Below are 25,207 nucleotides of genomic sequence, written 5' to 3'. Positions count from 1 at the left end.
ATCCTTAATCATCGTTTTCTAAAACATGAGAAAGGCCATTAAACATCCAACTTATGTGTCCACGACTTTTTAATTGTGAGCGTATATATTTATCGGATTTCATTCTTTCGTATACTCGTCTAGCCTCAGCAGGATTTTCTTCAGCCCAATCTGCCACCTCAGATGTTTTAATCGTCAGATTACCTGATTGAATATAATAATAGTCTTTTAGTTCCTCAAAACTCATCCCCTCAATTTCATTTACCACTTCAGGACTTTCATTGTTATTTACGACACGACTACTCCCGATTGGATATGCATCCATTTTAACCAATTTAAAAATGGGATGACACCACATTGCTTTGAGTAAAACAGCATAATCATCTTTTTTAAGAGCGCTAATTTCATCACCTGAATCGGAAGGTGGCGTTAATATACTTGAAATATTCTTTGAAAGCGTTCTATCCGTTTGTGTTAATTTAGCATAACTACGCACCGAACTGGATCTGGCTCCAGTAGCCACGTTTGTTTTTATTACTATTCCTTCACGAACAAATGATGCCAGTGCATTGATAAATATATATTCAAATCGCTTAGCAAGATCAGAAAGATGTTCATCTTTAAAACTATCTTTATCTTTAACCATATTCTCCCTTAGCACTTTCAACTGTGTAAATGTCTTATTGAAAATAACACTAATCAAAGGAATTAAATTTCTACCTTTTAGAGATGGTATTTTATTTACATTAATCCACTGATAAATATCTTCAATAATTGAATCCATTTCGTGACTATATTCAATCGGAATACTACTTTCTTCTTTTTCATCACTCTTATCATCTCCCTGCTCATCAATTATTTTAGTAGGATTTAAAGAAAATATTGAATAAAAAGGGGTGCGTAGTAACATTTTTTTAAACTGAACTTGGAATAGTTCTTTTTTATCACACACAACTAACAAATTATCTGTCACAGCCAACATTGACCAAAAAAGCACTTCAAACGCGCGACTAAAGAAAATATTATATCGTCTATTTTGTTGCCGGCTATAATAATCATGATGAGTATAGATAGCAATTAATGCCTTATCGCTATAACTATTACCCTCAGCAATATCCTTGCGGACATACATCTGATCCATAATAAATTCAAGCGGAGGCAAGCTACGTACAATATTATTATTCACATCAGAAAAAACAGCATTAAGAATATCTTCATTTTTATTTTTAGCATTTAAATCCCCTATACATTGTATCTGTTGACTATAATAATTTTTCATTGCCCAGCGGTAACGCCCTTTTTGCATCAGTGGGTTAAATGCTATCACTTCCTTCAAATCCAATTCATCTGAACTCTGCATTGAATTAATCATTAAGAAAGAATCCGCATTCGTTAACGCTACACCATCTTGTTTTTCCTCTGCCCACACGGAAAAACCTCGCCAGAGACGATCTTTATTCTCATCATATCCCTCCAGCATTGTAGGTGTTAATAGTCGAGTAAATTGTGTGATTTCCCTGGCACTTTCAGGCTGTGGCCAATCAGTACTTCTTTCTTGTCCGTTACATAAAGCATAAAAAGTGGCTTTAATTTCCTTCTCATATTCATTATATGTTATGTCTTTAGTTGGCTCATCCGCACTGTTTTTATATTTGATTTTTAATTTTGACAAAAGCTGGCGAATTGGAACCAACGGTAATCTGTCATGATTAGGGAATACTTTTGTGAGATAGGCGGCAGATAAACGTTCGGCAACTGCTTTTCCTTCAACAAAGTTACTGGCATTTTTGTTTTTAGCTAGTGACTCTTCGAATCTCATCGTTGTAATATGGCGGTATAGACCGTCATCACCGCTGACAAGTGGTAATATTAACGGGCAGGAAAGCAAACATCGGATATCATCCAGTACACCAAAGGCATGGTCAATCTTCATATCAACATCATCAATTGGCAATACCAATGCATCGCAGTCAAGCAACACCACACTCGCAATTAAAAATTGATGAAAATAGTGCTCAATATGTATCCCTGAACGATATTTTTGTATTCTATCTATCCCTCTAAATTCATCAAACTCAGAGGATTTACCTAATGCACTTGATAGATTTTTCAATGAATGGTAAAAATCATCCTTTCTTTCTTGCTTAATGTCAGGACGTTTTAACGCTTTATCAACGGATGCATATACAGTAGCTATAATCACTTCTGAAAAGCGATCATTTATATTTAATAATGTTGGATCTATTACATCAATAAAATGTAAATTAGGTGATTTTTTGGATTTCTTGGCGTGCCTCTTCCAGACAGCATTGGCATTGTGTAAAAAAACCGTTTTACCCGTCCCTCTTGCCCCACTAATAAATATAGCATGATGATAGCTACTAAACTTTTCTGGGGAAATTTCATTTCCGACATGAACATTTTTATAACGCTTAGCCTCTTCACCCATTTTATTCAAGAGGTGCACTAGCGTTTCATTTGCATCTTGTTGCCAAAGACCATTTTGTTCATGACTTTCTTCAGATGAATGAAATTCATCTTGATACTCAGGAGAATCAAGATTTAGAATGATTTCACCAGACATAATTTCCTCATTAAATTATTAGAGTTAAAATAAATACCAAAAATAAACTATTGTGTGTGAATAAAAACGCCTATTAAGAATCAAATATGAAAATACCAATCACAGGGTACGATTGATAAATTATGTTAACACGTTCTGCGTTATACTCCGATTGCCAAAATTTATTTACTGGTCACTTTCAGAATAACGCTTCACCTTCCCTTTTTTGCATACCAGCCCGGACGGACAGGCGTTCGTCCCGCAGCGTTAAATCCAGCGCGTCGTCACATTCGCGGCTAATAGCGCTCAGTTGCTCGTTCGTCAGCGAATAAGGCAGTTGGATATCAAACGCGGTCAGACCTTGCTGGCGTGCCAGCGTAATCAGCCTGATGATGTTGGTTTCATCACTCACCTGCGTAGAAAGCACCTGTAGCGCCAGTCCCTTCAGCCGCTCTTTCGGCGCACTCTGCCGAGCCGGTGCCATCTTGGTTACCATGCCAAAAATCGGCATCACGCCGTACATTGCATCCACGAAACGCCAACGTTTCTTGCACAATGCCGCTAAATAATCCGTGTAGTCCAGACAGAGTGGTTCACTGGAACTTGTAGACTCAGGGGACTTTTCCATATTCCCTTTTCTCCTCTTCGCCAGTGGTTTGCCGCGCACTACCCTGACGGGTATAAAACCGTAAACAATATGGTGGTTAATTCAGGTATATTGTCACGCTTCGCCCCCTTTTGACTAGCGTGTTGAGGAGACCTAATTGTGACAACTTTTTCTTCTGCTCCCGTGTTAATTACCGGCGGCGCACGGCGTATTGGGCTGGCGCTGGCGCGTTCGTTTCTGGCCCAGTCGATTCCGGTCATCATCAGCTATCGCACACCTTATCCTGAGTTGGAGACGCTACAGCAAAATGGCGCCGTTTGTCTGACCGCCGATTTTTCCACCACGGAAAACATCTATGCGTTTGCGAAGCAAATCCAGTCGCTCACGCCGCATCTGCGCGCCATTATTCACAATGCCAGCCGCTGGGAGCCGGAAAGCCCCACCACACCGCCAGAAAAAACGCTGGCCGATATGCTGCAAATCCATGTCTATACGCCCTATTTACTCAACCAACTGCTGGAACCCTGCCTGCGTGGGCAAGGCATCGCGGGTGCAGATATCATTCATCTGACGGATTACGTGGTAGAAAAAGGCAGCGACAAACACATTGCCTATGCCGCCAGCAAAGCGGCACTGGATAACATGACGCGGTCATTTGCCCGCAAGCTGGCACCAGAGGTGAAAGTCAACGCGATCGCCCCCGGTCTAATCCTGTTTAATGAAAAGGATGACGATGTCTATCGCCAACAGGCGCTGGAAAAGTCATTAATGAAAATTGCCCCCGGTGAAGAAGAAATTGTCCGGCTGGTGGATTACCTGCTCAGCAGCCGTTACGTCACCGGGAAAACGCTAGGCGTTGATGGTGGACGGGCTTTGCGTTAATTCCCGGAATATCAATGTGAGGATAAACCCATCACTACCAGCGACGTTCGCCAGCAGCTTACTGCTCATTTGACGCGCCTGTGGCGCTATGGACTGGTGCTGTCGCGCAGCCATGAAGTTGCCGAGGAGTTAGTCCAGTCCACCTGTGTTCGCGCACTTGAAAAAAGCGGGCAATTTACCCCGGGCACTCGCATCGACAAATGGCTGTTCTCCATTCTCCACTCGATATGGATTTCCGAACTGCGCGCACGCCGCGTGCGTCTGGGGCAAGGTTTTGTCGAAAGCGAAGCCCTATTGGCCCCGGATACCCGAGAGCGGAATGATGATTCTCGGCATTACCAGAAAATAATGCAGCGCGTTAGCGCCTTGCCAGAAGCGCAGCGCAATACCGTATTTTTAGTTTATGTCGAAGGATTTACCTATCAGGAGGCAGCAGACACGCTATCGGTACCCATCGGCACCATTATGAGCCGGCTGGCCACCGCACGAAGTACGCTGGCAAAATCAGTTGATGCTCTGCCCGCTGCAAAGGAGAAACGGTCTTGAAACCCATGCGTTTTACGCCCCCCTACAGTGATGAAGCCATCGTGGCCTGGTTGGATGGTGAGATGGATGACGACGATGCACAACAATTCGCGACACAGCTGGAGAGAGATGAGCCACTTGCCGAGCGCACCGCCGAGCTGATGAAAAGCCATCTCGATGTTGAAGAGGCCTTCGCGCCGTTACTCAACAAAGCGCCTCAGGCAAAAATGCAGGCCCGGCTTGAGGAACTGCTAGCAACGCACCCAGCGTCTGTAGAACCGCCCTCGCATGCCGGTGTCAGTCGCCGTGCGCTCATTGCTGCCTCACTCAGTTTTTTGGTGATTGGCTCAGGGCTAGGCTACCTTGCCCGTCCTGTTTCGATTGTTCGCAACGACAGTGAGAAAATTCGCGATCTTGAAGCGCAGTACATGTCACTGTACAGCACCGAAACCCTGCTTGATGCGGACAGTTCCTTACCCACCTTACAGCGCGGGCTGTCTCGCGCCACTCAAGAGATTGGGCTGCCGCTCAATGAACGGCAGCTGACGCTTCAAGGCGCGGAGCTAAAAATAGTGCGAATGCTGCGCTACGACAGCACCGCCATTGCACAGATTGCCTGGATGCACGCCGAGTATGGCCCCATGGCGTTGTGCATTTCTCCCGATCGGGGAGCAACCACCTCTGCGCTTAACAATGAGCAACGCCATGATATGCATGTCGTTTGGTGGCACAATCGTGGCTATCAGTTCGTATTAATTGGCCGTAACCCCGTACCGCAACTGACTGAAAGCGCGCGCAGGCTGCAAACGTCTCTGGCCTAGTCATTGACGCTCCCGCCACTCGCTGCCCCCTGAGTGGCGGGAAACGTTTATGCGGTATGTCGCGCTTTCGCCTGGATATCAATACTGATTGCCACGCGATCGTCCACCACCCCGGTAAAGCGATCCATATTAAAGGCCGAGCGAGAAATTGCCGTGGTGGCATGCAGAGACAACGCATCTTCTCCAGATACATTTCCGCCATGTTCTTCAAGCGTGGCGTCCAGAATAACGGGGCGTTGAATATTTTTTACCGACAGTGAACCAAAAACCCGAAAATGGCCATGACCTAGCGCCACCACTCTGCTGCTGGTAAACGTGATATCGGGATAGTGTTCGGCATCAAAAAACAGGCTGCTTTTTAACTGGTAAGTCAGCAGGCCGTTGGAAGCCTGTAGCGTCGTGATGGGGATTTTCACATCAATACGGTCGTTTATTTCCTTTTCAGCATCCAGTGTGATGTTTCCCGTCACGCCGTCGAGAGAAGCCTGTGAAAGGTGACCAAATGCTTGCCATGAAAGCGCAATGGCGGTTTTATCCGTGGCAATGGTGTAGTTGAGAGGCATAGCGTGCAACAGTGGGCTGATGAGCAGTCCGGCGGCCAAAACGGGAACGATGCGCGTCATAACAGGGTTCTCCTAAAAGTAGACAACGTGTAAACGCACCAACGAACGAATTTATTCGGCCAATTTTCATTATTTTTATCAATGCTGAGAAAACATCGAGCGTTGAGGGTGGGCAGGCTTTGCGTTAAAGCGCAGCCACAAAGACATGGCGGGATATTTCACGCCATGTCTTCTTTTCTTTCATCTTGCGCGGCCGTTAAGTTAATGATCTTAACGTGAGGGAGACAAGCATAAGCATCAGGGACACACTGCGTGATTTTTTCCCTGAGTGATTAACAGGCTTTCAATATTTTTTGCTGACAGTGAGCGATAAAAAAACCACCCCTGAATTAAGCAATCTGCGTCAATTTCCCTGGCAATCGTTAATTGCTCAGCATCTTCAACGCCTTCAAAAACAATGTCTTTCCCCATATCTTTAATGAGCGAGCAGATTGCATGCAATATCTTTTCTTTATTCTTGTTGTCCAGATTTTTCATTAACGAACCGTCCAGTTTAACTTCATCAAACCTGAAACCGGTAAGCCATGCTAAGTTCGAATTCGCCACGCCAAAATCATCAATCGCCAGTTTGATATTCATTTTTGCCACACGCTCGGCAAAAAGCTGGATTTCCTTTTGCGATAGCTGGCAGCGTTCTGATATTTCCAACTTTATCTGAGCAGGCTCAACACCATAGAAATCACACACCTCAATCAATCGGTCCATGAAAGCCAGATCGCTAATCTCATGATCGGTTATATTTATAGACAGCGTCAGCTTCCTGTTTTTATTGAGAACAACCGACATCTCTCTCACTGAGTTTTGTATTACAAAATCAGATATTTTTGAGTAAAACCCGATTTTTTCTGAAATCTTTATAAAGACGTCGGGAGAAACATAGCCATGTATGCCATCACGCCATCTGACTAGCGCCTCAATACCGGCTATTTTCCCATCGATAGCGCTCACCATCGGTTGATATTCAAGAAAAACATCCCCTCTCTTGATGGATTTCTTCAAACGGGATTTCAGCGATTGTCTTTTATCGACAATATTTAAACAGAAGAAAGTCAGGAACCCACCCAGCATCAATGCAACCATCATAACAAAAGACAGGAGACCCGGCGTGAACGACAGCAGCCCGCTATGTTCATTTTGAGCCATCACGCAAAACTGCCATTGGGGACTACAAAGGCTGGTGTTAGCGGTAAATAGTTTACTCAGTAACGGATTACCCGAAGCAATATATTCCTTCGAACTCGATTCAAAATATTTTTGCGATTTATCCGCTGATGTCATAACGAAATATCCATCAGTGACCGTATTCAATATGCTTTCATAGGTTCCCCGCGAGACAAACACCGCAGCATGACCTTGATAGAGACCGATATTGTTATACTGCGTTTTGCTATTGTTTTTCACTTCAATCAATGCTGGTTTATTATTTTCCGTTTCATTTATCACAGTAATATGCAGAGGAGGATTCACTTCCCCCCAAAAGGCACTACAATAAATACGATTTTCTTTTAAAGAAGCAACATCTTCAATATTGAGATGACGCCACCTTATCATTTTTAATTTTTCAATGTAGTTTGGCGAGCAAATATTATCATCAATAGCGTTAATATCGCCCAGCGCAGACAGCGTCTGTTCTGCTAATATTTCAGCCTGAAAGCGTAACTTCTCAGAGCGCAATGTTAATTTGCTTTCCTGATGATTAACCAATAATTCATTTAATGAAAATAAAAAAGAAAATGAGATAACAACCATCATGAAAATGGCTGTTGTTATCTTTTTAAATCCTGAAAAACGCATCGCGATCCAATGTCAATTAATGCTCAAAAGCGCATTTAAATCCAGGCCAGCGATAGTAACCAGATGAAATTTTTGTGTCCAGTTCTTTCAAAAACATACAGTTAAAATTAGCACGTTTTTATAATTCACTTCGGTTAATAATTCAGCTCCGCTTTATTAAGCAATATCGATTAAAAAACCATGTGAGTAACCATTTGATTACATAAAGAAATAGTCGACTGGTCACACATTAATGCATTTCATATACATTATTAGCGATAATTATTGCCCTACCGCAGTCCACCAGCATGCACGTGCCTGAAAGCACGTGCAACGAGATGGCTGGTCTTATTTCGTCTCTTTTTTCTTCACCCGCACCTTACGCTGGTACGCTTTATTGCTGGCAACATACCTCAGGTAGGCCGCACGCGTCAGGCCGCCAGTACGCTGGGCAAACGCATCGTAGATCGTATCCGGTGGAAAACCAAACTCGGCCAGTGCCTGTTCCCACGCGTCACGCTGTTCCGGGTTGTGCAGCGTTTTATCATAGCCAGGGAAGCCTTTATCCGCGAAGCATTCGGCTGATACGCCACTATAGGCCCCATTGTTCATATAGCTACGCCCGGCTTTAAAAGCGGTATCCTGACTGGCTTTATTGATCGAACAAGGCCCCCACGACAGACGATAGTCGCTTTTCTGTGCGCTGATGCTTGGGCCATAGCCAACGGGGAACAGAATGTCCTCTTCCGACAACGTTTTCGATCCCACATACTCATAGTTACCGCGCAGAAACGAGTTATCCATAACAATCCAGCACTTTTCAGACAAGGACGATGCCACAATCTCCGACTGCGAGAGATTACGCTCGGTTGTGCGAAGAAGATAAGGCCGCACAAACAGCGGCATCGTCATCACATCATTCCAGATGCTATGTTCCGCAAACAGCCCGTCCTTTTGCATCTGGCGCAGGTTACCAATCACCAAAACATACCCATCGGTATGCAAGTCTATTTCGACCCGAAAGATATCGCCCGGAATCGTTTTATGCTGCTGATTTTTCATACTCATCAGCCGTTCCAGCTTGTGCGCATAATCAGACGGTAACCGTTCAGGATAAGCGTGCAGCCAGTCGACAATCTCTGCTTTGCTGGTCAAATGACGACATTCCGGCAACGGTAGTCCGATTGAGTTGCGGTAATTGCTGGCGCTGATGTAACCGTAGCTTCCCGAATTCAGCGTTCTGACGCCCGCAGAAAACACAATGCCATCGGCCATCACGCTGGAAACGCTGGTGTACGTCAGCTTCTTTTCTTTACCGCGCGCGGTTCTCGGCAGAATAACGTCACGTCCGCGAGTGTGAATAATGACGTCTTCTTCCTGATAATTTAACTCGGTGGCGGTAATGCGCTTACGGATTGTGTCGCCGTCGAAGCAGATAAAATAGCCGTCACGTACGGTTAAAATATCCCATTCAGGCGAGAGCGGTTCCAGCCCGAAATAAGGGCGTAAGGCTTCCTGCATCCAGCTGTTTATCTGGTCAATCGGTTTCATCTTCAGCGCGGTTCCCAGTGGAATAATCGGTCATTATGTCGTGACTGCTCTCGGTAAACGCCGAGAGTCAGGTGCGATATCGCCTAAAAAAAGCACGCCCCGCAGCGTATCTAACTTGGGCAAATAAACAAACACTTAACACCCATTTACGCTTCATTTCTCGTTTATCGCCTATCATCAGGCTATGCTATCAACAGTGAGTTGGGGATAACGTAGATACCATGCATAAGATTGTTTTTATAGAAGATGATACCGAGGTGGGAAAATTAATCGCCGCTTACCTCGGCAAGCATGACATTGATGTTCAGGTTGAAGCTCGGGGCGATCAGGCATTGGCCTTTATTGAACAGCAGCAGCCCGACCTTGTGCTGTTGGACATCATGCTGCCCGGCAAAGACGGCATGACCATCTGTCGAGAGTTGCGACCACAGTACAGCGGCCCGATTGTGCTGCTGACCTCGCTGGACAGCGACATGAATCATATTCTGGCGCTGGAAATGGGTGCCGATGATTACATTCTGAAAACCACACCACCCGCCGTGTTGCTCGCCCGTCTGCGCCTGCATTTGCGGCAATACGCTGCGGCACCACAGGCCGTGACGGAAAACGCTGCGCCCGCCGCGTTACAGGTGCACAAATCACTGCACTTCGGCCTGCTCTGCATCGATCCGGTCAATCGAGAAGTGACATTAGGGCAAGAACACATTGTATTATCCACCGCAGATTTCGATCTGCTCTGGCAGTTGGCGACTCATGCTGGTCACATTATGGATCGGGATGCGCTGCTGAAAAATCTGCGCGGCGTGACCTACGACGGCATGGATCGCAGCATTGACGTCGCGATTTCTCGCTTGCGTAAGAAACTGTACGACAACCCGCTGGAGCCGTTCCGTATTAAAACGGTGCGCAACAAAGGCTATCTGTTTGCCCCCAATACCTGGGAGAGCGTCACGCTATGAGAAAGCTGTTCGTCCAGTTTTTTCTATTGCTATTCGCCTGCTTTGTCGTCATGACGCTTCTGGTCGGGCTGGTCTATAAAGTCACGGCCGAACGCGCCGGACGTCAGTCCATGGATGACCTGATGAAAAGCTCGCTATATCTCATTCGTAATGAACTGCGCGCGATTCCGCCCCGCGAGTGGCATAAAACCATCAGCCAGCTCGATTTAAACCTGTCATTCAAACTGCACATCGAACCGGTGAGCAAATATGCACTGAGCCCCAAGAATCGGCAGCGTCTGAATCAGGGAGAAATTATCGCGCTGGATGATGAATACACATTTATCCAACGCATTCCCCGCAGCCACTATGTTCTTGCCGTCGGCCCTATTCCTTATTTGTTCTTCCTGCATGAAATGCGATTGCTGGATTTACTGCTGGTGATGCTCATCGGGCTGTCGCTGGCGCTGCCGGTTTTCCTATGGATGCGGCCACACTGGCAGGCCATGCTAAAACTGGAGAATGCCGCGCAGCGCCTCGGGGATGGCCATCTGGAGGAGCGCATTCACTTCGATAGCACCTCAAGCCTGTACCGGCTTGGCGTCGCCTTCAACCGCATGGCGGATAACCTGAACCAGCTCATCAACAGCAAAAAGCAGCTGATTGACAATATTGCGCACGAACTGCGTACGCCGCTGGTCAGGCTGCGCTATCGACTGGCGATGAGCGACAACCTGACAGAAGACGAGCAGCAGGCGTTAAACCGGGATATTGGTCAACTCGAAGCGCTGATTGACGAGTTGCTGACGTATGCCAGACTCGACCGCCCACAGGTGACGCTGCATCTTGCCGATATTGATATTCCTTCGTGGCTACAGGCAAAAGTTGATGATTTCCGCCTGATCCATCCTGACAAACACATCTCGTTGGACATGCCCCATTCAGCACGGATTGGGGCGCTCGATTTACGCCTGATGGAGCGGGTGCTGAATAACCTGATCGGCAATGGATTGCGCTTCTGCCACAGCCGATTGCATATCAGCCTGACATCCGACGCCGAGCATATCGCGTGTCTGCAAGTCGAAGATGACGGTCCCGGTATTCCGCCCGACAGCCGGGAAAGCGTGTTTGAACCGTTTGTCCGTCTGGAAGCGGGTATCGAGAACAGCAGCGGCGGATGTGGGCTGGGGCTGGCGATTGTTCATGCTATCGCCCGGGCTTACGACGGCAGCATTACCGTGGATGACAGCCCGCTCGGCGGAGCCCGTTTCCGTTTTTGCTGGCCGGTAAAAACCGCAACAACGCAGGCCGCCATCGCCATTCAGCACTAGCACCGAGACGGCGGTAACCCCGCCGTTTTCCCCTACCTTTCCCACTTTTTCTGGCTTGTACATTAGGTTACACGCCGAAACCAATCACTCACTGAAGCCGCCCTCTGTTTCTCCTATTCTCTCTCTACCAGCCCAACTGAGGGCTACGAAACGTGAATGAGACAACGAGGAAATGATGATGAATAAAGTATTAGTTATGATCGCAGGTGCGGCACTGGGTCTGTCCTCTGTAGCGTTTGCCGCGGATACCGTAACCAGCGCACCCGCTCAGCCTACGGCGACCACTTCTGCTCCGGCTAAAGCCGCTCACCATAAAAAACAGGTGAAGAAAGCTCAACCAGCCCCTGCTCAGAAAGCGCAGGCCGCTAAAAAACACGCGAAGAAAGCCAAGCCAGCCCCAGCTCAGAAAGCACAGGCTGCTAAAAAACACGTGAAGAAAGCTAAACCTGCTCCTGCTCAGAAAGCACAGGCCGCTAAAAAACACGTGAAGAAAGCTAAACCTGCTCCAGCTCAGAAAGCACAGGCTGCCAAGAAACACGTGAAGAAAGCCAAAACGGCAAAACCAGCGACCACTACGCCAGCAGCGTAATCGGTAAGCACCCACGCCTTCCCCACGGGGAAGGCGTCACTTTCGGTTAGCCCTATTTGAAACCTATCTCTAAGGGCTTGCCGTAGAACAATCATCAAACACCCGGTTTACCGGGTGTTTATTTCATGGGGGGACGGGAAAATGATGCGGCGTTACTCATTTGAAATTATGTTATCCCTCGTTCTGCTCTGTGGCCTTATTACCCTGAGTTTCTTTCTCTAGTCGCAGGGCCTGCATCACGCAGTGATTAATCGCACCGCTATTAATCATAAGGTTATTGAACGTCAAAAACAGTAAACGTCAAAAATGTAGACAGCGAGCCAAATAAAGATGGTGGAGTCGTAAAGTTTTATCACTCAGCGCCGTTTATATCATTACACTCCGGGCAATACCGAGAACCGTATAATGAAAAGAACCCTGCAAATATCTGCCCTATTGCTGAGCACGCTGGCTGCAACATCGTATACCTTCGCCTCTTCCTCTTCATCGTCCGGTATCATCCGCTTTTCGGGTGCCATCGTCGAACCGGTCTGTGATGTTATAACACGCTCAAATAATGTGAGCGTCAGCTGTGAACGACAAGGGGAAGTACAAACGCTACACGTAAAAAACAGCTCACAGCGCACTGTTTTGCCGCAAGGTATCGGTTCTGTGAGTTCGAAAACGTTAAGTTCAGATGCGCGTATCGTGATCGTCAGCTACGAATAAAACGGTCATCATTCACGTTACTGCTGATACGAAAATGCGACGCCACTTTAGATCGTGGCGTCGCGTTTTGCGCATTGGGGTAGGATGAAATAAGCGCAGTGATGTCATGCGACGCCTTTTACACTCGATAACATTTTAATTTCCAGCCCCTCACTAACAAATACATCTATAGTTAATTCAACGCGCTATATTTAGCGCTTCAAGATGACTTTTCTCATAAGGTTTATTTACTGCATGCGCATATCAGCCTGGTTGTTATGTTCATTATCATTTATCGCCCCGATCAGTTGGGCAGAATCCTCACCGGCGGACACCGCCGCGCAGAAGCAGCAGCAAATCTTATTTTTCAACCATGACGATCGGGATATCGTTCCCGACACGGCGGTCTGGCCGTGGCAAGCGATTGGACAGTTGGAAACCGCCAGCGGCAACCTCTGTACCGCGACATTGATTTCCCCGCATCTGGCGCTGACGGCTGGGCATTGCGTGGTGACGCCACCGAAGGGTGAGATAGATAAACCCGTCGCGCTGCGCTTTCTGGCGACAGAAAATGGCTGGCGATATGAAACAACGGAAATTGAAGCGCTGGCGAATAAAACGCTCGCTAAAAAACTGAAAGCCGACGGCGAAGGGTGGATCGTTCCCCCTTCAGCAGCACCGCTGGATTATGCCCTGATCCGGCTAAAGCAAACGCCACCGGGCATTCGCCCGCTCCCACTCTGGCAAGGCAGCCGCCAGGAATTGATGCAGGCCTTGAAGGACAACGGTCAGCGCGTCACGCAGGCGGGTTACCCAGAGGATCATCAGGAAACGCTTTATCGCCATCAAAACTGTTTGATCACCGGCTGGGTTCACACTGCCGTTATGGCGCACCAGTGCGACACGCTGCCTGGCGATAGCGGCTCCCCGCTGATGCTGAATTCAGCAGCAGGCTGGGTGCTCATGGGCATCCAAAGCTCCGCACCCGATGCCAGTGAACGTGATAGAGCCGATAATCGCGCCGTTTCCGTTACCGCCATTCGTCAGCAGCTAGAAGCGTTAGCAAAACTAAGTTCACCAAAAACAAGTGCGCCAAAAGAAGGTTCACCAAAAGAAAGCTTACCAAAACAACACTAACGCCCTGCAGAGCCAACACCGTCAGGCGGAAATCGTTATTCTGGATGCCGTCTGACGCCGTCGTTTCCTGTCAATTTCATGGTATAAAAAAATATCTGTTCTATTCTTATCAGAGAGATAGGTTAATCATCCATATGGTCAACCCACATAGGTATAACAATTATCAGGATGCTATTTTTATCTTCTGGAAGCGGCCATTTTTTATAATTAGATTTCCCTTTTATTTGCAGAGCATTTTCTCAGCCAGACCGTTTATCTCTACATGTAACTTACGGGAAAATATCACAAATCCATACAGCACACTGAAAACTGAAAACATGATTTAAGACAAAAAATCGTCTAAACCTTAAAGGAAAGATAAAGGCGATATAATAAGTTACCTCAATTTTTAGCCTCTATGTTATTGTGTCGCCGTTAAATTAAATTGATGTTGTCGCGATTATTATTGCGAAAAGGAAGAGTCTACATGTTAAAACATTTGAGTCATGACGAAAAAAAACGCATGCAGACTCTCGACGAATTGCAAAAAACCGATATATCTCAAGACGATATTCTTCGCAAACTCACGAAACTGGCTTGCCAACTCCTTGAAACCCCAACGGCTCTCGTGACGCTAACCGGTTCCAAATCTCTGCATGTTAAAGCGAGAACCCATTTTCCTCTGGATGATATGGATAAAATCGGTTCATTCGACCATTTTACCGTACAAACGGGTCAATCCTTTATCTGCCCTGATGCGACTCAGGACGACCGTTTTAAAGACAGCCCTTACGTCACCAGCGAACCTTTTATCCGTTTTTACGCTGGTGTACCGCTGAAAACCAAAGACGGCTATTCCATCGGTACGTTCAGCGTCATCGATTATATCCCACGCACCTTCAGCAAGTTCCAATTGCGGCTCCTGCATGACTTAGCGACCATTGCGATGGTGTTAATGGAATACCGCAACGCGATTGGGCTGATTGATGCCGTCACGCTATTACCTAATCGCCAGCGCCTGATTGACGACATTAGCCACATTACCGACATTCACGAGCCCTACCTGCTTATTCTGATTGATACCATCGACATTTCTTACGCCTATGAAATGGGATGTGCGCTGGGTATGCCGACCGTAGAAGGCCTGCTGAAAGATATCGGGGTCTTTTTACGTCTTAGCTTAAATTCATCAGACAATCTGTACTCTGCTGCCGTAGGCCGTTTCGCTCTGCTGGTGAAGGCCGAGAGGAAAGAGCAGGTTCTGGCCGAGCTAGACGCCTGCGCTGAGCGGATTCATGAAAGTATCGCCAGCCATATTCCGCTCAAGTTGGAGCTTTTTGTTGGCTACACCGAATTCCAGATTCCGGCCAAAGATCCGCAGCAAATCTTGCGTGAATCGATGAGCGCACTGCGTGCCGCCATCACAAAAAATGTCCGCCAGTTTGCTTATGACCCTGAGGCCGATCGGGCGCAGCAAATCGCCTTTACCTTGCTCAATGAACTGGCTGATGTGTTACAGAACAATAAGCCGGGTCTCTATTTAGTTTATCAGCCGAAGTTAAATATCAAGACCAACACCGTGATTGGTGCCGAAGCGCTGATTCGCTGGCGACACCCCGAGTTAGGTGAAATTTATCCCGATCAATTTATTCCGCTCGCGGAAGGCACCACGCTGATGCGCCCGTTAACGGACTGGGTCACCCGAGAAGCGGCATGCCAGGTGAAGCAGTGGCGTCAGGAGGGGCTAACCTTCCCCGTATCGATTAACGTTTCTGCCCGAAATTTTTCCGAGAATGATTTTATTCCACGTCTCATCACCATTCTCGAGAATCACGGCCTCACCCCTCGGGACATCGACATCGAGTGTGTCGAGACGCAGAAAATCATCGAAAGCACAGAAACGCTCGCCACTATCCAAACGCTGCAACAGCTCGGATTTACTATCGCGCTTGATGATTTCGGTACGGGATATAGCAACTTAAGCTATCTGCGCAATATTCCCTCTACGGTGATAAAGCTGGATAAATCGCTGATTAAAGATATAAAAACTGACCGTAAAAGCCGCGTCATTGTGCAATCCATTATCAGCATGCTGCACAAACTGAATTACATTGTGCTGGCGGAAGGCGTAGAAAATAAGGAAACGCTCGAATACCTGGCTCATTTTGGATGTGATGAAGTACAGGGCTACTATTTCTCCCGGCCTATTCCTCCTGATGCGTTCACCACCTGGTTAACGACGCGCTCGTCACAAACGTCTGCATAACATCCCCCGTCAGGCGGGCTATTCAACCAACGGTACGGAGAACGCCTATGACTCTTCTTACTCAACAGGATGCGATCGCCATCAGACAGGCCATCGCGCTGCTGGAAGCCCCCTCTTTTACCATACAGGCGGCGAATCTGGTTGGAAAACCGATTGAATGGAGCCTGTCGAAGCTACCCGCCCTGGTGAAAAATAAAATACAGGATGTAGTTCATTCCGCGCTCTACAAAGCGGTAGACGCCGCACTCTATACGCTAGACGATGCGCCCGATCGCGTGGCATCACCAAAGACACACAAGCTGGTCGTTGCCGCTTCCGGTGCAGTCAGCGGTTTTTTTGGCGTGGCGGGTTTGCTGGTCGAACTGCCTATCAGCACCACCATCATGATGCGTTCCGTGGCAAATATTGCCCGCAGCGAAGGTTTCTCCCTCACTGATTTTTCTGTCAAAGCCGCCTGTGTGGAGGTTTTCGCGCTCGGCGGGACACAAGAAAGCGACGACGCTGCCGATTCTTCCTATTACACGTCACGCGCCGTTCTGGCCGATATCACCCGACATGCCAGTCGCGAATTAATCGGCATTGCGGGCAAGAAAAGCGCCGGGAAGGCGTCAGCCAGAATGAGCACCTCGCAGGCAGGGAAAACGCTGGCAAAATTGATTGATGCGGTCGCGACCAGACTGGGCGTAACCATGACGGAAAAAATGGCCGCACAGATTGTTCCGGTGATTGGTGCCGCCAGCGGTGCAGCCATTAATACGCTGTTTATTCACCACTACCAAAACATGGCGAAAGGCCATTTCATCATAAAACGTCTGGAACAGCAGTATGGTGAAGAAGCCATCAGGTCGGCTTACCTTGAGATCAAAAAGCAGCCCTTGCCGACCTGATGTGATACCGAGAGTATTATCCTTCGACCTGCTCCATCGCCTGCAATACGCGCTTATCCGAGATCGGGAACGGCGTTCCTAGCTGCTGGGCAAAATAGCTGACGCGCAGCTCTTCAAGCATCCAGCGTACCGCTTTCACATCGTCGTCGTCACGTCGCTCCGCAGGCAGCTTATTCCACCACTGCTGCCACGCCTGTTGAACGTGCTCCACTTTCAGCATCTGCGCCCGATCGCGGTGAACATCCTGCGCCAGTTTCTCCAGACGGCGCTCTATCGCTTGCAGATAACGCAGCACGTCCGGCAGACGCTGCCAGCCGTTTTCGGTCACAAAGCCACGGAACACCAGCCCATTCATCTGGCTCTTGATATCGCTTAACGCCAGCGCCATCGCCATATCTACACGCCCTTTCAGACGCTTGTTAATGGTGAAGACCGCCGTCAGGATTTGCTCAACCTGCCTGGCGATATCAACCACCGTATCATTCAGCTCCGCACGCACTTTTTCATGCAGTTGCTGGAAGGCCTCTTCCTGCCAGACGGGGCCACCGGATGATTCAATCAGCTTATCCACCGCGCAGGCGATACAGTCATCGATAAGATCCAATACTTTGCCGTACGGATTGAAATAAAGACCGAGTTTCGCCTTGTTCGGCAGTTTTTCATGCAGATATTTAATCGGCGACGGAATGTTCAGCAATAACAGGCGGCGCAGCCCCTGCCGCATCACCTGCTGTTGCTGGTGCGGCGTGTCGAACAAGCGAATCGCCACACTATCCTTTTCATCCACCAACGCCGGATAGGCTTTAACCGAGTAGCCGCCACGCTTCTGCTCATAGCAGTCCGGCAACGAACCAAAGCTCCAGACGTGCAGACCGCGCTGCTCCAGCCCGTCATCCACTACGGATGACAGCGTTTGCTGCACTTTATCCTTGAGCTGATCTTTCAAAGCATTCAGGTCTTTGCCTTCGCGCTGCGTCCGCTTCTTCTCATCAATAACGCGGAACGTGATTTTCAGATGATCGGGCACCTGATCCCACTGCCACGCCTCGCGTGGCACCGTGACGCCCGTCATCAGCCTCAACTCACGTTCCAGCGCATCCAAGAGTCCTTTCTCTAATGGCGTGGTTCGGGCCAGAAACGCCTCGGCATAGTTCGGCGCGGGTACGAAGTTACGACGTAACGGCTTAGGCAATGACTTAATCAGCGCGATCGTCAGTTCGCGGCGCACGCCGGGAATCTGCCATTCGAAGCCCTCTTCACGCACCTGATTGAGAATAGGCAGCGGAATATGAACCGTAACGCCATCGGCGTCCGCACCCGGTTCAAACTGATACGACAAGCGTAATTTCAGGCTGCCCTGATGCCAGAAGTTCGGATAATCCAGCGCGCTTACCTTCTCTGCGCCGTCTTTAATCAACATGCTCTTTTCAAAATTAAGCAGGTCGGCATTATCCCGGCTAGCGGCTTTCCACCATGTGTCAAAATGGCGCGACGACACTATATCGTGCGGCAGCCGCTGGTCATAGAAAGCAAACAGCGTCTCGTCATCCACCAGAATGTCGCGGCGGCGCGATTTATGTTCGAGATCTTCCACTTCCGCCAGCAATTTGAGGTTGGCGCGGAAAAAGGCGTGGTGCGTTTGCCAGTCGCCTTCCACCAGCGCGTGGCGGATGAACATTTCACGCGCCAGCGTCGGATCGATTTGGCTGTAGTTCACCTTACGCGCCGCGACAATCGGCAGCCCGAAGAGCGTCACCTTCTCCTGCGCCATCACCGTGCCCTGCGCTTTCTCCCAATGAGGATCGCTGTAGCTCCGTTTAATCAGATGCTGAGCCAGCGGCTCGATCCACTCGGGTTCAATACGTGCGGCAATGCGTCCCCACAGACGGCTGGTTTCCACCAGCTCAGCCACCATCGTCCACTTAGGCGGCTTTTTGAATAACCCGGAGCCTGGGAAAATCGCAAACCGTGCGTTACGTGCGCCGCTGAACTCCTGCTTCTCAATATCTTTCTGCCCGATATGCGACAACAGGCCGGTGAGCAGCGCGCAGTGAATACTCAGGTAATCGGCTGGTTCACTATTGACCGGCAGCCCCAGTTCTTTCACAACCTGACGCAGCTGCGTGTAGATATCCTGCCATTCACGCACGCGCAGGTAGTTAAGGAAATCGGTGCGACACTGGCGGCGGAACTGGCTGGAAGACAGCGCTTTTTGCTGGTCACGCAGGTAATCCCACAGATTGACGAAAGCCAGAAAATCGGAGTCTTTATCAGCGAAACGGCGGTGTTTCTCGTCCGATGCCTGTTTCTTATCCATCGGCCTTTCGCGCGGATCCTGAATCGACAGCGCAGCGGTGATGATCATCACTTCACGCACACAGCCGGTTTTACGCGCTTCCAGCACCATTCGCGCCAAACGCGGATCGATCGGTAACTGCGCCAGCTGTTGCCCCTGCGGCGTCAGGCGGTAATGCCCGTTCTCCGCCAGATTAATCGCGCCTAATTCCTCCAGCAGCCGCACGCCGTCCTGAATGTTGCGTTTATCCGGCGCTTCAACAAACGGGAACGCGGCGATATCGCCTAGCCCCAGCGACGTCATTTGCAGAATAACGGAAGCCAGATTGGTGCGAAGAATTTCAGGGTCGGTAAATTCAGGCCGTGACAGGAAATCCTGTTCGGAATAGAGACGAATACACACCCCAGCGGCGACACGGCCACAGCGTCCTTTACGCTGATTCGCCGACGCCTGAGAGACAGGCTCAATCGGCAGGCGCTGTACCTTGGTGCGGAAACTGTAGCGGCTGATGCGCGCAGTGCCCGGATCGATGACATAGCGAATCCCCGGCACGGTGAGCGAGGTTTCCGCCACGTTGGTTGCCAGTACGATGCGGCGACCGTGATGTGACTGAAAGACGCGGTTCTGTTCCTGATTCGACAGTCGGGCGTACAGCGGGAGGATTTCAGTATGCGGCAAGTCCAGACGAGTCAGCGCCTCTGCCGTATCGCGAATTTCACGTTCGCCGCTCATGAAGACCAGAATATCCCCCGGCCCTTCGCGCGTCAGTTCATCGACCGCATCAAAAATCGCCTGTAGCTGATCGCGATCGCTGTCATCAGCGTCTTCCACCACGGGACGATAGCGCACGTCCACCGGATAGGTCCGGCCGGACACTTCAATGATCGGTGCGTTATTAAAGTGGCGGGAGAAGCGCTGTGGATCGATGGTTGCCGACGTAATAATCACTTTTAAATCAGGGCGCTTTGGCAACAGCTGGCGCAAATAGCCCATGATGAAATCGATATTCAGGCTGCGCTCGTGCGCTTCATCGATGATTAGCGTGTCGTACTGCATCAACAGGCGGTCCTGCTGAATTTCCGCCAGCAGAATACCGTCGGTCATCAGTTTGACCAGCGTATTGTCACTCACCTGATCGTTAAACCGGACTTTATACCCTACGCTGCCACCCAGCGGCGTTTCCAGCTCGGCAGCAATGCGGTCAGCAACGGTTCTGGCAGCCAGACGACGCGGCTGCGTGTGGCCAATCAGGCCGTGCACGCCGCGCCCCAGTTCGAGACAGATTTTCGGCAACTGCGTGGTCTTACCCGACCCCGTCTCACCCGCGACGATAATCACCTGATGATGACGCAGCGCCTCCAGTATTTCGTCTTTTTTCTGGCTAACAGGGAGCTGTTCAGGGTAGTGAATCGCCGGACAGCTTGCCCGCCGGTTCTCGACTTTCTGGCGTGCGGCAACGATTTCCCCCTCAATTTCCTGAGCGATCGCCGCCTGAGCCTGCGGGCTGCTGACCTTCGCCGCGCCCTGCAAACGGCGGCGCAGACGTTGCCGATCGCGAAGCATTAGCTCACTTAACTGCGTAGATAATGCACTGAGAGGTGATTTCACGTTGCTCTTCCTTAATTATTTCTCTAATTCTTTTCTCTGCCGGGGCGATGCTCGCCGCCGAATCTGGCTCGATGGAGCCTAATCTACTTGCAAGGCACGAAATTTTTAAGCCGTGGATAGTAGCACATTGTCATAAACGGCTCTAATCGCCACAGCCTGGTCTTAGTCAAACATTGTCTTATTCAATAAAATCGAATAAAGACCTCGAATATTTGCACTTTTCTCTTTCCAGATCACCGCATAAGATGTGACGCATCAAGGGGCGTTATGTTGTCGCCCACTTCTAAATCACTAAAGGAATTGGCAATGAGCAAAGTATTGGTTCTGAAATCAAGCATTCTGGCAGGTTATTCTCAGTCAAACCAACTGGCCGACCACTTCACCACCGAGTGGCAGTCTGCACATCCGAACGACAGCATCACCGTCCGTGACCTGGCTGCTCAGCCGATTCCCGTTCTTGATGGCGAATTAGTCGGCGCACTGCGTCCTTCCGATGCTGCACTGACCCCACGTCAGCAGGAAGCCCTGAAACTGTCCGACGAACTGATCGCGGAATTGCAAGCGCATGACATTATCGTCATCGCCGCACCGATGTATAACTTCAACATTCCTACTCAGTTGAAGAACTATTTCGACCTGGTTGCCCGTGCTGGCGTGACGTTCCGCTACACCGAGCAAGGACCAGAAGGTCTGGTGAAAGGTAAACGCGCTATCGTATTAACCAGCCGTGGCGGCATTCATAAAGGCACACCAACCGACCTGCTGGAACCGTACCTGCGCGTCTTCCTGGGCTTCCTTGGTCTGACCGATCTTGAGTTCGTATTCGCAGAAGGTTACGGCTACGGCCCAGATGTGGCGCAGAAAGCCACCGAAGCGGCGAAAACCCAGCTGTCTCAGTTGGTCACCGCATAAAAAATCATCATTACCGACCTTGCCATTGGTTTACTTGGCTTGACTATTGCGCGCCTTCCGGCGCGCTTTTCTTTATCTCATCGCCAGCCGCATTGTCCGACCTTTCCAGCAGTTGCGTCGCTTCTTTATCCGCTTTGATGTGAATCTCATGTTCGATCTTCACGTTCATATTGATGGTGATCGGCTCTTTGGGCGCAGCCACTTCGATACGCGGCACGCACCCCGTCAGGAAAGCGACCGTGCAACATACCGCCAGCAATGTCTCGCACTTGTTCATTGTTCTACCTTGAATTTATTCATTGGCCTGCTGCTCCAGCGTATCCCGCAAGTTATCGCCAAAACGCAAGCTGCGCCATAGCTGAAAGATATTCTCCTGATGGCGATAGTTAAGAATCACTTGGCGTTTCGCGCTGAGCTGCGGGTTTTTCCCCTGCACCTGCGACGTTAATGTCAATTCGCCCTGATTATTCAGGTCAAGCGTGGCATAGGAACGCCCAATCTCCAGATAGCGCAGCCAGCCAATCGCCGCCCCGCCTGCCAGATTTTTACTCGCTAGCTCATCAGCCAGTTGATTATCCAGCCGCAGCGTCAGGAATCCATCATTGGTAATACGTCCGCCTTCAATCAGCGTGGTCGGGTGATTAAAATTCAGCGGAAGCGTGCCGCTCACGCGCCCAGACAGGGCAAATTGCTTTTGCTTCAGCACCGTCATGAGCTCGCTGAGATCCACGCTCTTTACGGTGAACAGCGCGGGTTCCCGCTGTGGCCAACGCAGCGTGGACAGGCCAATATGCCCATCTAATACATCCATATCAGCCTGAGACATAACCAGCGGTCGTCGTTCACTGTACGGGTAAAACCCCTGGAGATCGACGCGGATATTGCTCATCCGAAACAGGTTATCCAGCACGTCAATTCGCAGCGCGACGGGCTGCTTGACGCCCAGTTGCCAACGCTGATCTTTCAGACGGTAAGGCAGGACAAAGTTGACGCCGCTCACCTCACCATCCTGTAACCACAGTCCGCCATTTTTCACGACCCAATGTCCGCCCGCGCTGAATCCTTCTTTACGTGCAGCGGAGAATGCCGCCTGCGCGTAAAATTGTCCGGCGCGGATGTTCATTTTTAACAGCGGAGAAAGCAGAGGCTGAAACACCTTAAGCGGCTGTGTCGGCCACCACGCGCCCCCGCGCAGTCGCTCCCCATCCCAACGGCCGCGCAGCCTGACCGGCCCGATATCCTCAGCCTGTAGCTGCCCCTGTAGCTGGAAATCATCCGGGCTACGCCCCTGCATCGCCAGCGTTAGCAACGAAGGCGGCAAGTAGCCCCCGTTGCTGAAGTACGCCCGTTCGGAAGCCAGTTGCAGCGCCCCTTGAAAATGTTCACCCGAACGAGCGCGTTGCCACCGGATCGGCTCAGTGATCGTCAAGCGAGGCTGATGCACCGTCACAATGCCATAGCCCAACTGATCCAAACCGCTCGACAGTTGGGTGACTTCAATCAGGGTATCCTGCCACTGGCCTCGGCCGGCCACGTCCCACTCACCTTTCAGCGGCGGTAGCTGGCCATTGCCCCAATAACGCCATTGCCACTGCCCTTGATCCGGCCAGAAATCCTGTGCCTGACCGTCAAGGTGCAGGCTGAAACGCCCCCAGTATGCTTCCCGCGCCTTCACAATCGCCTGTAGTCGCCCATTCACGCCCGTCGCACTGATTCGGACGCCCGCCAGCGGCCAGCGTGCTTCTTCAAGATAAATTTGCGGCGCAGGCGTTCCCCAGGCACGCAGCAGCGCCCCGGGTAAAAGAGAAAGTTCGGGATTGAGAATAGAGCCCTGCAACATCCCCGGTAGCGTCGCCGTCAGGGAAAGTGCGGGTAAATTTGCCTGTCCGGTAAGCTGAAAGCGCAATTCGCTGTTGAGCAGGCCAATATTGCCCGGCCCCAGCACCAACACGGCGTTCGCCTTGCCATTATGCCCTTGCGTCAGCATGTTCAACCGCGCGTTAATCGTGGTAGCATCCAGCCCTTGTCGCCAGTGCTGTAATGTTATGGCAACCTGCCCGGAGAGCGGCTGATCGGCATAAGGCCAGCGCCAGACGCCGTTAGTTACCTGAATGACCTCATCCGTCAACTGCCACGGCAGCGATATCAGCGGCGTCTCATCATTCGCCGCATTCAGTACCAGCTCACCCGCTTGATGATGCCAGTCCAGCAGGAGCGAAAGCGGATCCGGCGTTTGCCCTGAATCCAGTTTTCCGGTGAGCCGCCCCTGCACCGGTGCAGCATCCAGCGTATCGGCCAGTTCCATCTCACCACTGACTTGCAGGCGCACGAACCCCGCTGGCGTGGCGAGCATGCTCTCATGCAGGGTCAGACGTTTCTCGTTCAGTTCTGCCTTAAACGCCAGTTGATCGCCCTGATAATCCAGCGTCTGTTGCCGTTTGCCGTCGCTGCTGAGTCGCACCTGTCCGGCGTAATCCTGCCAGGGCTGTAGCGTAAACGTCTTCACCTGAATATCGGCAGCAGGCAATCGCTGCTGCCATTGCGCCAACTGCGCCGCTGGCTCGCTGCTGCTGCTTGCTGGCACATGCTGTAGGCAGTCGCTGTTTAACGTCACGGCATCAATATCGACATGCCATCGCCAGCTATGCCAACGCAGCGTCATATTCCGTACGTCAACGAGCGTGCACTCCCCGGCCATAAGACTGAACCCCGCGCTATGTAGCCCACCGCCCTGCCAGCCAGGCGTCCCATTCACAGTCAAAGACATCTCGGTCGGGAGCCAAATGTTGGCAAGGCGCGGTAGCCACTGCGGCAATGCTCGCCAGGAAAGAAACAGCAATATGACGAACAGAAAAGCCATTGAAAGTGCACGTTTTTTAATCATTAGCGCGAGTTAATCATCCTGTTCAATAGCGGTAAAAATTCGTCCTGTATGACTCTGCCGATTATTCATTCACAAATCGCTCTTTTTGTTAACAAACAGCACCATCCAACTCACATTTACTACTATTGTGCATACGTACTCATTACCCTTTCGTGGTAAAATGTTTAATTGAGGTTATATTTTGTAATGAATCACGTTATCTCATCATGAACAAAGCGTTTACGGGTGGATATCAGGATTATCTCCTTCTGCCCGACCGCCTTAAAAAAAGCAATGAGCGACCTGAACCATTACCGCTATCCGCTGATTTATTGTCGTGGGTATGCCTCATGTTAAATCAGTATTCGGACACAGCATATCAAGGACTGC

General features: G+C 49.9%; 19 protein-coding genes. 11 read left to right on the top strand and 8 right to left on the bottom strand.

Annotated elements, in window-relative coordinates; genetic code table 11:
• Positions 1–4 precede the first annotated feature (4 nt).
• Both rdrA and ACIPUG_RS00875 read right to left on the bottom strand, forming a co-directional pair.
• On the bottom strand, positions 5–2,563 hold the full coding sequence (gene rdrA / locus ACIPUG_RS00880) for an antiviral RADAR system adenosine triphosphatase RdrA (RefSeq protein ID WP_400336913.1): 2,559 nt from the start codon (positions 2,561–2,563) through the stop codon (positions 5–7).
• A gap of 178 nt (positions 2,564–2,741) precedes the next feature.
• Positions 2,742–3,170 (bottom strand): hypothetical protein, encoded by a 429-nt coding sequence (locus ACIPUG_RS00875; RefSeq protein ID WP_400336911.1) that lies wholly within the window; start codon positions 3,168–3,170, stop codon positions 2,742–2,744.
• A 138-nt stretch (positions 3,171–3,308) separates the two neighbouring features.
• On the opposite strand from ACIPUG_RS00875, the gene folM reads away from it, so the two are divergent.
• The 3 genes from folM (at position 3,309) to ACIPUG_RS00860 (ending at position 5,377) form a co-directional block, all read left to right on the top strand.
• Positions 3,309–4,031: a dihydromonapterin reductase gene (gene folM, locus ACIPUG_RS00870; RefSeq protein ID WP_400336909.1), complete on the top strand. Its 723-nt coding sequence runs from the start codon at positions 3,309–3,311 to the stop codon at positions 4,029–4,031.
• 69 nt (positions 4,032–4,100) lie between these two features.
• On the top strand, positions 4,101–4,577 hold the full coding sequence (locus ACIPUG_RS00865; protein ID WP_230857178.1) for a sigma-70 family RNA polymerase sigma factor: 477 nt from the start codon (positions 4,101–4,103) through the stop codon (positions 4,575–4,577).
• A complete protein-coding gene (locus ACIPUG_RS00860; protein ID WP_400336907.1) occupies positions 4,574–5,377 on the top strand; it encodes an anti-sigma factor family protein in 804 nt (267 codons plus the stop codon). The genes ACIPUG_RS00865 and ACIPUG_RS00860 overlap by 4 nt, the downstream gene beginning before the upstream one ends.
• Before the next feature lie 47 nt (positions 5,378–5,424).
• Here ACIPUG_RS00860 and ACIPUG_RS00855 read toward each other — a convergent pair whose 3' ends face one another.
• From ACIPUG_RS00855 to ACIPUG_RS00845, 3 genes are all read right to left on the bottom strand, one after another.
• Positions 5,425–6,000, bottom strand: a complete 576-nt coding sequence (locus tag ACIPUG_RS00855; RefSeq protein ID WP_205557690.1) for a YceI family protein — start codon at positions 5,998–6,000, stop codon at positions 5,425–5,427.
• 237 nt (positions 6,001–6,237) lie between these two features.
• Positions 6,238–7,794, bottom strand: coding sequence for an EAL domain-containing protein (locus ACIPUG_RS00850; RefSeq protein WP_400336905.1), 1,557 nt, complete (start codon positions 7,792–7,794; stop codon positions 6,238–6,240).
• 327 nt (positions 7,795–8,121) lie between these two features.
• Positions 8,122–9,324, bottom strand: a complete 1,203-nt coding sequence (locus tag ACIPUG_RS00845) for an immunity 26/phosphotriesterase HocA family protein (RefSeq protein ID WP_400336903.1) — start codon at positions 9,322–9,324, stop codon at positions 8,122–8,124.
• 221 nt (positions 9,325–9,545) lie between these two features.
• Between ACIPUG_RS00845 and rstA the strand changes: the two genes are divergently transcribed.
• From rstA to ACIPUG_RS00810, 7 genes are all read left to right on the top strand, one after another.
• Positions 9,546–10,283 (top strand): two-component system response regulator RstA, encoded by a 738-nt coding sequence (gene rstA, locus ACIPUG_RS00840; RefSeq protein ID WP_010276861.1) that lies wholly within the window; start codon positions 9,546–9,548, stop codon positions 10,281–10,283.
• Positions 10,280–11,593, top strand: a complete 1,314-nt coding sequence (gene rstB / locus ACIPUG_RS00835; RefSeq protein WP_014915612.1) for a two-component system sensor histidine kinase RstB — start codon at positions 10,280–10,282, stop codon at positions 11,591–11,593. The genes rstA and rstB overlap by 4 nt, the downstream gene beginning before the upstream one ends.
• A 178-nt stretch (positions 11,594–11,771) precedes the next feature.
• A complete protein-coding gene (gene asr / locus ACIPUG_RS00830; protein ID WP_400336901.1) occupies positions 11,772–12,182 on the top strand; it encodes an acid resistance repetitive basic protein Asr in 411 nt (136 codons plus the stop codon).
• 405 nt (positions 12,183–12,587) lie between these two features.
• Positions 12,588–12,890 carry a hypothetical protein gene (locus ACIPUG_RS00825; protein WP_039288888.1) on the top strand — a complete coding sequence of 101 codons (303 nt, stop codon included), beginning with the start codon at positions 12,588–12,590 and terminating at the stop codon, positions 12,888–12,890.
• 234 nt (positions 12,891–13,124) lie between these two features.
• Complete coding sequence (locus tag ACIPUG_RS00820) at positions 13,125–14,006, top strand: serine protease (RefSeq protein ID WP_039519844.1); 882 nt, start codon at positions 13,125–13,127, stop codon at positions 14,004–14,006.
• 466 nt (positions 14,007–14,472) lie between these two features.
• Entirely contained in the window at positions 14,473–16,251 is a 1,779-nt protein-coding gene (locus ACIPUG_RS00815; protein WP_039288892.1) for an EAL domain-containing protein, read from the top strand.
• A gap of 47 nt (positions 16,252–16,298) precedes the next feature.
• A complete protein-coding gene (locus tag ACIPUG_RS00810) occupies positions 16,299–17,138 on the top strand; it encodes an EcsC family protein (RefSeq protein ID WP_400336898.1) in 840 nt (279 codons plus the stop codon).
• Positions 17,139–17,154: 16 nt separating this feature from the next.
• Here the strand turns inward: ACIPUG_RS00810 and hrpA are convergent, their stop codons facing one another.
• Positions 17,155–21,042 (bottom strand): ATP-dependent RNA helicase HrpA, encoded by a 3,888-nt coding sequence (gene hrpA / locus ACIPUG_RS00805; RefSeq protein WP_400336896.1) that lies wholly within the window; start codon positions 21,040–21,042, stop codon positions 17,155–17,157.
• 306 nt (positions 21,043–21,348) lie between these two features.
• On the opposite strand from hrpA, the gene ACIPUG_RS00800 reads away from it, so the two are divergent.
• Positions 21,349–21,954 (top strand): FMN-dependent NADH-azoreductase, encoded by a 606-nt coding sequence (locus tag ACIPUG_RS00800; protein WP_010276841.1) that lies wholly within the window; start codon positions 21,349–21,351, stop codon positions 21,952–21,954.
• 43 nt (positions 21,955–21,997) lie between these two features.
• On the opposite strand, the gene ACIPUG_RS00795 is transcribed toward ACIPUG_RS00800, so the two are convergent.
• Together ACIPUG_RS00795 and ACIPUG_RS00790 are read right to left on the bottom strand one after the other, a co-directional pair.
• Entirely contained in the window at positions 21,998–22,231 is a 234-nt protein-coding gene (locus ACIPUG_RS00795; RefSeq protein ID WP_039288898.1) for a YnbE family lipoprotein, read from the bottom strand.
• Positions 22,232–22,246: 15 nt separating this feature from the next.
• The gene (locus tag ACIPUG_RS00790; RefSeq protein WP_400336894.1) at positions 22,247–24,838 is read right to left on the bottom strand and encodes a YdbH family protein; all 2,592 of its coding nucleotides are present in this window, start codon (positions 24,836–24,838) and stop codon (positions 22,247–22,249) included.
• Between the last annotated feature and the right edge of the window lie 369 nt (positions 24,839–25,207).

Source organism: Pectobacterium sp. CHL-2024 (assembly GCF_044751765.1).
Taxonomy (GTDB): Bacteria; Pseudomonadota; Gammaproteobacteria; order Enterobacterales; family Enterobacteriaceae; genus Pectobacterium; species Pectobacterium brasiliense.
This window is presented reverse-complemented; position numbering and strand designations above follow the sequence as displayed.

Bases quoted from the DNA above. Each gene is read 5' to 3' on its own strand.
- ACIPUG_RS00850 (WP_400336905.1), bottom strand. From the start codon at position 7,794: ATGCGTTTTTCAGGATTTAAAAAGATAACAACAGCCATTTTCATGATG.
- ACIPUG_RS00875 (WP_400336911.1), bottom strand. From the start codon at position 3,170: ATGGAAAAGTCCCCTGAGTCTACAAGTTCCAGTGAACCACTCTGTCTG.
- rdrA (WP_400336913.1), bottom strand. From the start codon at position 2,563: ATGTCTGGTGAAATCATTCTAAATCTTGATTCTCCTGAGTATCAAGAT.
- rstB (WP_014915612.1), top strand. From the start codon at position 10,280: ATGAGAAAGCTGTTCGTCCAGTTTTTTCTATTGCTATTCGCCTGCTTT.
- ACIPUG_RS00815 (WP_039288892.1), top strand. From the start codon at position 14,473: ATGTTAAAACATTTGAGTCATGACGAAAAAAAACGCATGCAGACTCTC.
- ACIPUG_RS00825 (WP_039288888.1), top strand. From the start codon at position 12,588: ATGAAAAGAACCCTGCAAATATCTGCCCTATTGCTGAGCACGCTGGCT.
- ACIPUG_RS00820 (WP_039519844.1), top strand. From the start codon at position 13,125: ATGCGCATATCAGCCTGGTTGTTATGTTCATTATCATTTATCGCCCCG.
- ACIPUG_RS00810 (WP_400336898.1), top strand. From the start codon at position 16,299: ATGACTCTTCTTACTCAACAGGATGCGATCGCCATCAGACAGGCCATC.
- asr (WP_400336901.1), top strand. From the start codon at position 11,772: ATGAATAAAGTATTAGTTATGATCGCAGGTGCGGCACTGGGTCTGTCC.
- rstA (WP_010276861.1), top strand. From the start codon at position 9,546: ATGCATAAGATTGTTTTTATAGAAGATGATACCGAGGTGGGAAAATTA.
- ACIPUG_RS00855 (WP_205557690.1), bottom strand. From the start codon at position 6,000: ATGACGCGCATCGTTCCCGTTTTGGCCGCCGGACTGCTCATCAGCCCA.
- ACIPUG_RS00795 (WP_039288898.1), bottom strand. From the start codon at position 22,231: ATGAACAAGTGCGAGACATTGCTGGCGGTATGTTGCACGGTCGCTTTC.
- ACIPUG_RS00800 (WP_010276841.1), top strand. From the start codon at position 21,349: ATGAGCAAAGTATTGGTTCTGAAATCAAGCATTCTGGCAGGTTATTCT.
- ACIPUG_RS00790 (WP_400336894.1), bottom strand. From the start codon at position 24,838: ATGATTAAAAAACGTGCACTTTCAATGGCTTTTCTGTTCGTCATATTG.
- ACIPUG_RS00845 (WP_400336903.1), bottom strand. From the start codon at position 9,324: ATGAAACCGATTGACCAGATAAACAGCTGGATGCAGGAAGCCTTACGC.